9 protein-coding genes are annotated in these 8,937 nt (G+C 36.4%); 3 read left to right on the top strand and 6 right to left on the bottom strand.

Annotated elements, in window-relative coordinates; all coding sequences use genetic code 11:
• Positions 1 to 1,476: 1,476 nt before the first annotated feature.
• Complete coding sequence (locus EGT49_RS10760; protein WP_135374202.1) at positions 1,477 to 1,911, bottom strand: Hsp20/alpha crystallin family protein; 435 nt, start codon at positions 1,909 to 1,911, stop codon at positions 1,477 to 1,479.
• 90 nt (positions 1,912 to 2,001) lie between these two features.
• Positions 2,002 to 2,436 carry an Hsp20/alpha crystallin family protein gene (locus EGT49_RS10755; protein ID WP_135374201.1) on the bottom strand — a complete coding sequence of 145 codons (435 nt, stop codon included), beginning with the start codon at positions 2,434 to 2,436 and terminating at the stop codon, positions 2,002 to 2,004.
• A gap of 169 nt (positions 2,437 to 2,605) precedes the next feature.
• Here EGT49_RS10755 and EGT49_RS10750 point away from each other — a divergent pair, with 169 nt between their 5' ends.
• From EGT49_RS10750 to EGT49_RS10740, 3 genes are all read left to right on the top strand, one after another.
• Positions 2,606 to 2,965 carry a DUF488 domain-containing protein gene (locus EGT49_RS10750; RefSeq protein WP_135374200.1) on the top strand — a complete coding sequence of 120 codons (360 nt, stop codon included), beginning with the start codon at positions 2,606 to 2,608 and terminating at the stop codon, positions 2,963 to 2,965.
• 34 nt (positions 2,966 to 2,999) lie between these two features.
• Entirely contained in the window at positions 3,000 to 3,842 is an 843-nt protein-coding gene (locus EGT49_RS10745; protein ID WP_246013841.1) for a helix-turn-helix transcriptional regulator, read from the top strand.
• 118 nt (positions 3,843 to 3,960) lie between these two features.
• Positions 3,961 to 5,364, top strand: a complete 1,404-nt coding sequence (locus tag EGT49_RS10740) for an APC family permease (protein WP_135374198.1) — start codon at positions 3,961 to 3,963, stop codon at positions 5,362 to 5,364.
• A gap of 162 nt (positions 5,365 to 5,526) precedes the next feature.
• Here EGT49_RS10740 and EGT49_RS10735 read toward each other — a convergent pair whose 3' ends face one another.
• The 4 genes from EGT49_RS10735 to EGT49_RS10720 all read right to left on the bottom strand — a co-directional run bounded on the left by EGT49_RS10735 (position 5,527) and on the right by EGT49_RS10720 (position 8,656).
• A complete protein-coding gene (locus EGT49_RS10735; RefSeq protein WP_135374196.1) occupies positions 5,527 to 5,832 on the bottom strand; it encodes a type II toxin-antitoxin system YafQ family toxin in 306 nt (101 codons plus the stop codon).
• Positions 5,819 to 6,091 (bottom strand): type II toxin-antitoxin system RelB/DinJ family antitoxin, encoded by a 273-nt coding sequence (locus EGT49_RS10730; protein ID WP_135374195.1) that lies wholly within the window; start codon positions 6,089 to 6,091, stop codon positions 5,819 to 5,821. Before EGT49_RS10730 ends, EGT49_RS10735 begins: the two co-directional genes overlap by 14 nt.
• A 234-nt stretch (positions 6,092 to 6,325) precedes the next feature.
• Positions 6,326 to 7,090: a TerC family protein gene (locus EGT49_RS10725; RefSeq protein WP_135374206.1), complete on the bottom strand. Its 765-nt coding sequence runs from the start codon at positions 7,088 to 7,090 to the stop codon at positions 6,326 to 6,328.
• Between the two features lie 201 nt (positions 7,091 to 7,291).
• Positions 7,292 to 8,656: an Nramp family divalent metal transporter gene (locus EGT49_RS10720; protein ID WP_135374194.1), complete on the bottom strand. Its 1,365-nt coding sequence runs from the start codon at positions 8,654 to 8,656 to the stop codon at positions 7,292 to 7,294.
• Positions 8,657 to 8,937 lie beyond the last annotated feature (281 nt).

Raw genomic sequence — 8,937 nt, 5'->3', positions numbered from 1 at the left:
TATATTTCTGCATAAAATCCCTCCATTACTGGGTTAACATTTTTATACTATTTTGAAATGTCAACCATATAAGGATTATCGCAGAACGCTGCCGGCACTATTTTGAGCTTTTGCAAAGTGCGCAAAAGCTCAAAACTAGGCCTTATTCTAAGCAATAAATTGCTAAGAATAATTTGGCGGCTGAGTCATCACAGGGATTGTGTTCCAGACTAGATAAATAATTTTAATATTTATTCCATTTAACTCAAAAATGGTGAAGCTGTATTGATGAGAATATTATTAGTAAAGTTGTTCTATAACTTTACTAACGAACAGGATAAGAATCGATTTTAAAAAAATAGCCAAAACAAAAACACCCTTGCGGGTGTTTTCATAGGGGATTGTTGTTATAGGGGGGGATGAGAAAAGAGTTTTGTCTCTAATCTAAAGTTTATTTTGATAGGCTTATCAGTTTTTAAAATAGTAAATTGTAATTTGGATAGCCCAGTTATTGATAAGTCTGATTTTTAATTATAAATTCTTAGTCCTTTTGTGACTTAAAGTCACATCCCATGCGAGTAGACTTATTCCACTCTGCACACTATAGTATATCCTATTTTCCGGTCAACTACTACCGACTAGGACTTAAAAGACAATAAAAAAGTACCTCGGGGAAAGGTACTTTTTCTTAGGGGATTAAATATATATATGTTATAGGGGGGTGAGAAAAGGGATTATCTGTATCTCTCATCTACAAGATATATAATACTTAATCTTTATGAATTAAATATTTGTAAATTGTGAAGATTATGTGAATTTGTAGAAAATTTGCTGGAATTGCCGTCCTCCGCACAATCCCTGTGATGGACTGGAACGCGGCCGGCACAACTTTGAGCTTTTTCAAGTTCGGAAAAATCTCAAAGATTGGCCTTTTTGTAGGTGCTAAAGCACCAACAAAAATTTGGCGGCTGAGCCATCACAGGGATTGTGCTCCGGACTAGATAGTGGTTTCTATCTTGTGTTTTGTTTACTTCGAATGAGCAGGGGATGTCGTACTATTCAATTAAGAAGAAACTTTCATCTATGAAGAATTTCAAGACAAAGCAAAATCAAATTGATTATCCTTGATTAAATGCAACAAAAAAAGAAGTTGTATTTACTACAGCTTCTTTTTTAGGTTCTTCATGGCCAAATTTAGGTCAATTAAAGAATAGATATTCACAACGTATCCAGCCATAAATCAGTTAAGCGTTCAATCCGAATGGAAATACATTCACTTTGGAATTTACTACTTAACTGCAAATAACTGAAATCTAGTCTGGAGTAACAGCTCTGGGAAATGCTCAGCCGTGAAATTTTTGTTAATGCTTTAGCATTTACAAAAAGGCCAATCTTGGAGATTACGCGTACTTTGCGTAAGCTTCAAGTTGTGCCCACAGCGTTCCAGCGTTTCCCAGAGCTGTTACGGAAGACGGCATCTACCCACTAACCAAATTATTAGTTAATCTCAATATGATGGCCAGTTTCAGTTTCTTTTGCCAATTTTGGTAATGTTACTTGCAAAACACCGTTGTCGTAAGTTGCTGTGATATTGTTAGAATCAACTGCTGGTAAACGATATTGTCTCATGAAGCGGCCACTTTGGCGTTCAGACATAATCATGTCGCCATCTTTGTCATTGTGATCATTGAAACTGTCACGACGTCCGCTGACTGTCAAAACATTATCTTGATAATTAATGTCGATATTCTTCTTCTCAAAGTCAGGCATGTCGACGTGAACTTCGTATTGATGATCATTTTCTTTAATGTCGGTCTTCAAAGCTGAATCAGTCATAAAATTGTCTTCAAAAAGTGATGGAAAGTTCATCCAGTTATCATTGTTGAAAAAGTTTCTCATTAAATCATTTCTGTTCATAACTTCGTTTGTCATAAATAATTACTTCCTTATTATAAAAATCTCTCTTTTAGCACTTGTCTAGTTAGAGTGCTAATGAATCTCCAAAAAAATAGGCTTGAAACATTATTCGATATCAATGTGGTGTCCAGATACTTCTTTGGTTTGTTTAGGAAGAGTAACTTTTAGAACACCGTTGTCGTAACTTGCTTGGATATTCTCGGCGTCGACTTGTGGTAAATTGTATTGTCTCATGAAACGACCACTTTGACGTTCAGACATAATCATATCGCCATCTTTATCATTGTGATCATTAAAACTGTCACGGTGACCACTGATAGTTAATGTGTTATTGTCATAAGTGATATCAAGATTTTTCTTGTCAACTGCGGGAATGTCGACACTGACTTGATAATCTTTGTCAGTTTCCTTAATATCAGTCTTTAAATTTGAAACTTCAAAGGAATTGTTGTCAAATAATGATGGAAAGTTATTCATCCATGTATCATTGTTAAACCAATTTCTTAGTAAGTTGTTACGATCCATAATTTCATTTGCCATACTTCGTTACTTCCTTTCCCTTCATTACAAATACAGTATAAAACCAGAAAAAAGTAAGTTCAAGAATTTAGCACTCAAACTTTGAGAGTGCTAAAAATTGCAATAATTAATTAATTTATAACTGTAATAGATATGATACAATTAAATTGGTTAAAAAGAGGATGTTAAAATGACTAAACTTATTTTGAAACGAATCTACGATAAAGAATTGCCAGAAGGCTATCGTATTTTAGTAGACCGGCTTTGGCCACGTGGAATGTCCAAGGTTAGGGCAAATTTAGATTTGTGGGCGAAAGAAATTGCCCCATCACCCGAATTACGAAAGTGGTTCGGACATGATCCAGAAAAATTTTCAGAGTTTCAAACTAAATATTTGGATGAAATTAATAATAATCCATATACAAAAGAATTTTTGAAGAGTATCAGAGAAGCTCTTCAAACACAAGATGTACTAATCTTGTTCAGTGCGAAGGATACTGAACATAATGATGCTGTAGTTCTAATGGACTATCTAAATTCAAACATTTAAGTGTTAAAAAATTGTAGAATGGTTGGCTAAAATCATGGAGGAATTTGATTTACAATCTTTGTTATCAAGTAATGATAAATTGCTTATCCATCTGCTGCAATCGTATGCTCAAACTAATGAAATAGCGGTCTTTGTTTTAAATAACGACGATAATCTGCAGGCAGGTATCTTTGGAGAATTAAGGAAAAGCAGTGCCTTAGCACAAGTAAACCAGGTAAGGGATTTATCTGAATTGAGCGTTAATAAATATAAATACGGCATCGAATATGCCGATGCACCTTTACGCATTACCGCACTTAATCAAAGGGTCGGTAAAATTTGTGTTGCTCAAGACGTTGCTAAAAGAGATACCAATAGGTTGACTATCATGCAGAAATTACAACAACATGCCGAATTTTTGCGTCGTATGTTAGAAAGCGTTTCCAATCTAATTATCAAGAATCGTGGGATCGATGATTTTATCATTAAATATTCCCTGGATGTCGATGAAGCAATTGATGATCTCGACAAAAATGAGAGTGGTGCTTTAAAACGCATTAAACACCTGTCGACTTCCAATGCTTCAATCATTTCCGCGATTGAGTTCATTGATAATAATTTGGATAAACGCCTGACACTCGATCAAGTTTCAGGCAAGGTCTATCTATCGGATTATTATTTCAGTAAGTTATTCAAACGTGAGACTGGCTTGAGCTTTTCAGTTTACTTGAATGCCAGAAAGATTCAAAAGGCCATGATTTTATTGAAAGAATCGGACAAAAGTATTAATGAGATATCTGACGAATTAGGGTTCACGCGACTGAGCTATTTTAGTCAGACTTTTAAGAAATATACCGGCTATGCGCCAACTAAGTTTCGTGTTGAGGGTAAAGATTAATAGTAAATAATGAATATTGAGGGCAATCTTCTATGATGAAGATTGTCTTTTTTTATAAAAAAAGTTGTAGTAAAATTTAGACTTAATGTTGTTTTGTGTAAACACAGGGAGAATTTTCATGAAAAATATCTTTAAAAAAGAATCAGTCGCAAACTATATTAAAGCTGATTCGAGATTAACCAAGAGTTTAGGGGCAAGAGATCTCTTGTCGCTAGGAATTGGAGCGGTTATTGGTACTGGTATTTTCATTTTACCAGGACATGAAGCAGCCCTACATGCCGGGCCAGCGGTGGCGGTCGCGTTTTTGATCGCGGCATTAGTCTCTGGTCTAGTAGGGATGGCCTATGCGGAATTTTCTTCAGCGATGCCGGTTGCTGGATCAGCCTATTCGTTTGGTGCGGTAATCTATGGTGAAATTGTCGGCTGGATTCTCGGTTGGGCTTTGATTTTGGAATATTTCTTAACTGTTTCTGCAGAAGCAGTCGGTTTTGCATCATATTTTAACAACAATATTTTAGGAGCAATTGGTCTACATTTGCCAAAAGCCTTGTTAGCTGGACCATTGGAAGGTGGCGTGGTTAACATTTCTGCTACCTTGATCGTGTTAGTGATAGCTCTTATCATCTCACATGGAGCCAGTCTTTCTAAAAAAGTTGAAAATGTGGCCGTTATTATCAAAGTGGCCATCATCGTGTTGTTCGTCGTGGTCGGATTCTTCTATATTAAGTCGAGCAACTACGTGCCATTTTATCCTAAGGAATTTCACACGGAACCATTCGGCTTGGGCGGAATCTCAACAGCCTGTGCCACGGTTTTCTTCGCCTTCGTCGGTTTCGATGCTTTGGCGGCCAATTCGGCAGAGACTATCAATCCCAAAAAGGACATGGTCAAAGGAATCCTGGGAACAGTTATCGTGGCGGTGATTTTGTACGTCTCGTTCTCACTAGTTTTGACCGGAATCGTTAACTATAAAGAACTAAACGTTGACGATCCAGCCGCCTATGCGTTGAAAGCAATTCACCTGGATACTTGGAATAAACTAATCACGCTTGGAGCATTGGTGGGTATTTTCACATCGTTGTTGACAATGTTCTTTGGTGGCTCACGTTTGGTTTACGCCTTAGGACGTGATGGACTGTTGCCTAAGAAAATGGGCCAAGTCGATTTCAAATATTCGGTACCGAAAAATGCTATCTTGGTAGCGACGGTCGTCCAAGCTTTCTTTGCTGGATTAGTTCCGTTAACCGAGTTAACTTCTTTGATCAATGCTGGAACTTTGTTAGCTTTCATCTTCATTTCATTTGGAATCATTCCTTTACGAAAACGCAAGGATATTAAAAATGATGGTTTCAAGATGCCTTGGTATCCAGTGTTACCAATTTTTGGTGGCGTAGCGAGTTTGTATTTCTTGTTGATGTTGCCAACTATTTCTAAGATCAGCGTGGGACTCTGGATTACGATTGGTGTTGTGGTTTACTTTACTTATGGATTGAAGCATTCTAAACTGCAAAATAAAAAATAGCGTTTGTTGCTCCGGACTAGATAACGATTCATAATGAGAAAGTGTATCTATTCTGAATATGGTTTGAATCTTATTAGATAAAAATATAGGTCACTACCTGAAGTATGGCTATAGCTGAACTGCAAGTAGTGACCTTATTTAGTCTTCTAGTATAAAATGACATCATCCATTGAGTATTTCATGACTTCCGACGTCTACTAATATGAACAGAAATTCATCATTTTTGTATTTATAAATGACAATCCAATTATCAAACGCCTTTCCATAATTGCCATATCTGGAAGGGTGAAATTCTCTATAACCTTGCCATTTTCCCTTGAGGGAATGATCTTTTATTTTTGTAAGGACTTTCTCATCGTTCTCCAATATTGCGATTACGCAGCCCTTAATAAGCTCTATAGGAAAATGCTTTTTTTTTAGTCTTTTTAAATTTCTGATAAAAGATGGTGTTTGTTTAATCGTCGTCATTAATACTATTCCACCATTCATCTACAGAATTGAAACTTTGCATATTTCCAGATTCAGCTTCCTTTTTTGCCTGTAGAGCTTCAGGTGAATCTAAAAAGTTTACTAACTTTACTTCGTTATTAGCAGCCTTAATTAAAGATAGACGAATATATTCAGAAACGGTAAGTCCTTGTTTAGCCAGATTCTTTTTTGCTTTTTCACTAATATCACTTGCGACCCTGGTAGAAACGGTTTTATCTTTTAAAGGAATCAATGACATAATGGCACCTCCTTGTTTACAAACGTATTACGTTATTATTATATTGTGTTTTAGAAATTTATTCAAATTGGATGATTAAAAAAGAATCCCTTGAACGAAATATGATTCTTTCATCATTTGTATCATGGCGAATTGAATTAAAAAGGCTGTACCAATAGAAAATATATTAGTACAACCTTTTTGATTTCTAAATTAATTGAAAAAGGATGGTGTAGAAGATGGCAATTAAAAAGATTATTTATTTTTAGGTGCTTTGTTGTTGTTAATCATATGAATGATTAGCGTTAATATGATTGCACCTACTAAGACGCCAACGAAGACTAGGTTGGGAATTTCGATGTCAATTGCGGGGATGGATAGGAACAACTTGATGGAAATGAAGAGGATCAAGAAGTAGGCCATTCCGTTTAGTTCTGGAATCTTGCTCATCAAGCCCATGATTAATTCGGCGATTCCTCTCATGGCTAAGATACCGATCATACCACCGATCAAGACGATAACTGGGTTGCTGGAAACGGCTAGGGATGCTAAAACCGAATCGATTGAAAAGACAATATCCATCAATTCAATTGAAATAACCACTTGCCAAAATCTTGAGATGTGTAAATGTTTTTCCAACTTGTTTTCTTTTTGCGGTCCTTTGGGAACGTCGACACTTTTGTTGCGGTCGAAGAAGAAATGTTTTAAGAAAAGATAGAATAAATATCCGGCACCAAAGACTTTGATCCACCAGAAGTTGATCAAATAGACGCCGACCCCGATAACTAGGAATCTAAAAATATATGCCCCGAAAAGTCCGTAGAACAAGGATTTTTCCTGTTCCACTTTGTCTGGTAGTGATTGAGTTTGGGCCGCTAAAACGACCGCATTGTCGACTGACAACATACACTCCATAACTACCAAAGATAAAATAACTAACCAATCTTCGCCGGATTCAATAACGGTGGCCCAGTTATTGAGGTCGAAGAAAGGCCCATACATATTAACTAATGCATTCAATCCCGATTCCTTACTTTCTATTTGTTTTGTTGGGTAAATCATACCAGATAATTCCCTGTATTTACAATTAGTGATTATTTTATATTTGGAAATGGAAGTATAGTTCCAAATTTTGGGAAATCTTGTAAAAATGGAAGTATACTTCCATTTTTTTAAAATATATTAAAAAAGTTCACCTCATTATGAAGTGAACTTTTTGTTTTATGCGGTTGGTACAAATGTTGTGTAGATCAACCAAATATTTAAAATTGTTAGAATTACCGCAACTAAGTAACCGGTATATTCAATCACTTTGTTGTTGGCAAATTCACCCATTAGTTCTTTATTACTTGTAAATTTGATCAATGGGAAAATCGAGAATGGTAGTGCGACACTCAAGAATACTTGTGAGAATGTCAAGAGTGATTCGATTTTAGCTTCGTTACCATGATAAATGATTGCGAAGGTGATAACTGGGATGATGGACATTAGACGAGTAATAACACGTCTTGCCCAAAGTTTCATCTTCATGTGGATGAAACCTTCCATAACAATTTGACCTGACAAAGTACCAGTAATAGTTGAGTTTTGACCTGATGCCAACAAGGCAACAGCGAACAATATACTCAAGACAGGACTGGCAACTGCACCGGCCACTTTTGGATCTTGAAGGGCGTTGAACAAGTCGACGAAACGTCCTAAGTCACTATTAGTACCATAGAAAAGTGCGGCACCAAGTAGTAACAAGAGTGTGTTAACAACAAAGGCTAGTGTTAACTGAATGTTTGAATCCCAAGTTGAGAATCTAACGGCTTGATGAACACTCTTAGGATCATCACGGTCGTATTTTCTAGCTTGTGAAATCGAGGAGTGCAAGTACAAATTATGTGGCATAACTGTTGCACCAACGATACCAAGAGATAAGTAAAGCATACTTTGATTTTGTAAAATCTTTGGTTCAGGAACGAAGCCGACAATCATTTGTCCCATATCTGGTTTGGCTAAAATAACTTCGTATAAGAAAACGAATAAGATAACCATAATCAAGGCAGCAACGATGGCTTCAATTTTTCTGAAACCTAATTTCATCAAGACTAAGAGTAGTAAAACGTCAAAGGCAGTGATGATGACACCCCAGAGGACTGGGATGTTAAATAGTAGTTTTAAGGCAATCGCGGAACCAATGATTTCCGCAATATCAGTCGCCATGATGGCTAACTCAGTAATTATCCAAAGGATAAAGCCACCAACGCGGCTAGTTCTATCTCTGGTCAATTGGGCCAAATCTCTTCCGGTCACGATACCTAGTTTAGCTGACATGTATTGTAAAAGCATCGCAATTAAACTAGAAATCAAGATAACGGATAGCAATTTGTATTTGAATTGGGCACCACCGGCGATGGATGTAACCCAATTACCAGGATCCATATAACCTACGGCAACTAAAGCACCGGGTCCACTATAAGCTAACAGAGTTTTGAAGAAACCTGCATCAGTAGGTACATCAACAGTATCATTAATTTCTTCCAAAGAAGGGCCATTAGCGTAGTGGATTAAGCTTTCGTGTTTTTTGTTTTTTGAGCTCAATGTTCTTCCCCCTATTTCTTCTCAACATATAATATCATGTTAGACGGCGTAATTAAAGCTGGTAAACTTAATAATTAGGACAACTTAACAAAAGAATGCCAAAAGTTCTCTTTTCTGTGTCGGATGGGGCTTAGAGCCATCTTTTTTATGTGCCAAAATGGTACTTTTTAACAAATATTTATATGTAAATGCTTTAATTTTGAAAACAAAGAGTTCATCTTCATGTATTCGTCACATAGATACGATACAATATAGGTGTAATGGAAAATGAAATAGTTACT

The sequence above is a fragment of the Companilactobacillus suantsaicola genome (assembly GCF_004745525.1).
Classification (GTDB): Bacteria; Bacillota; Bacilli; order Lactobacillales; family Lactobacillaceae; genus Companilactobacillus; species Companilactobacillus suantsaicola.
The sequence above is the reverse complement of the archived record's forward strand: the minus strand, read 5'-3'. Positions and strand labels throughout refer to the sequence as shown.

Coding starts and splice junctions, on each gene's coding strand:
- EGT49_RS10745 (WP_246013841.1), top strand. CDS start 3,000: ATGGAGGAATTTGATTTACAATCTTTGTTATCAAGTAATGATAAATTG.
- EGT49_RS10750 (WP_135374200.1), top strand. CDS start 2,606: ATGACTAAACTTATTTTGAAACGAATCTACGATAAAGAATTGCCAGAA.
- EGT49_RS10735 (WP_135374196.1), bottom strand. CDS start 5,832: ATGACGACGATTAAACAAACACCATCTTTTATCAGAAATTTAAAAAGA.
- EGT49_RS10760 (WP_135374202.1), bottom strand. CDS start 1,911: ATGACAAACGAAGTTATGAACAGAAATGATTTAATGAGAAACTTTTTC.
- EGT49_RS10730 (WP_135374195.1), bottom strand. CDS start 6,091: ATGTCATTGATTCCTTTAAAAGATAAAACCGTTTCTACCAGGGTCGCA.
- EGT49_RS10755 (WP_135374201.1), bottom strand. CDS start 2,436: ATGGCAAATGAAATTATGGATCGTAACAACTTACTAAGAAATTGGTTT.
- EGT49_RS10740 (WP_135374198.1), top strand. CDS start 3,961: ATGAAAAATATCTTTAAAAAAGAATCAGTCGCAAACTATATTAAAGCT.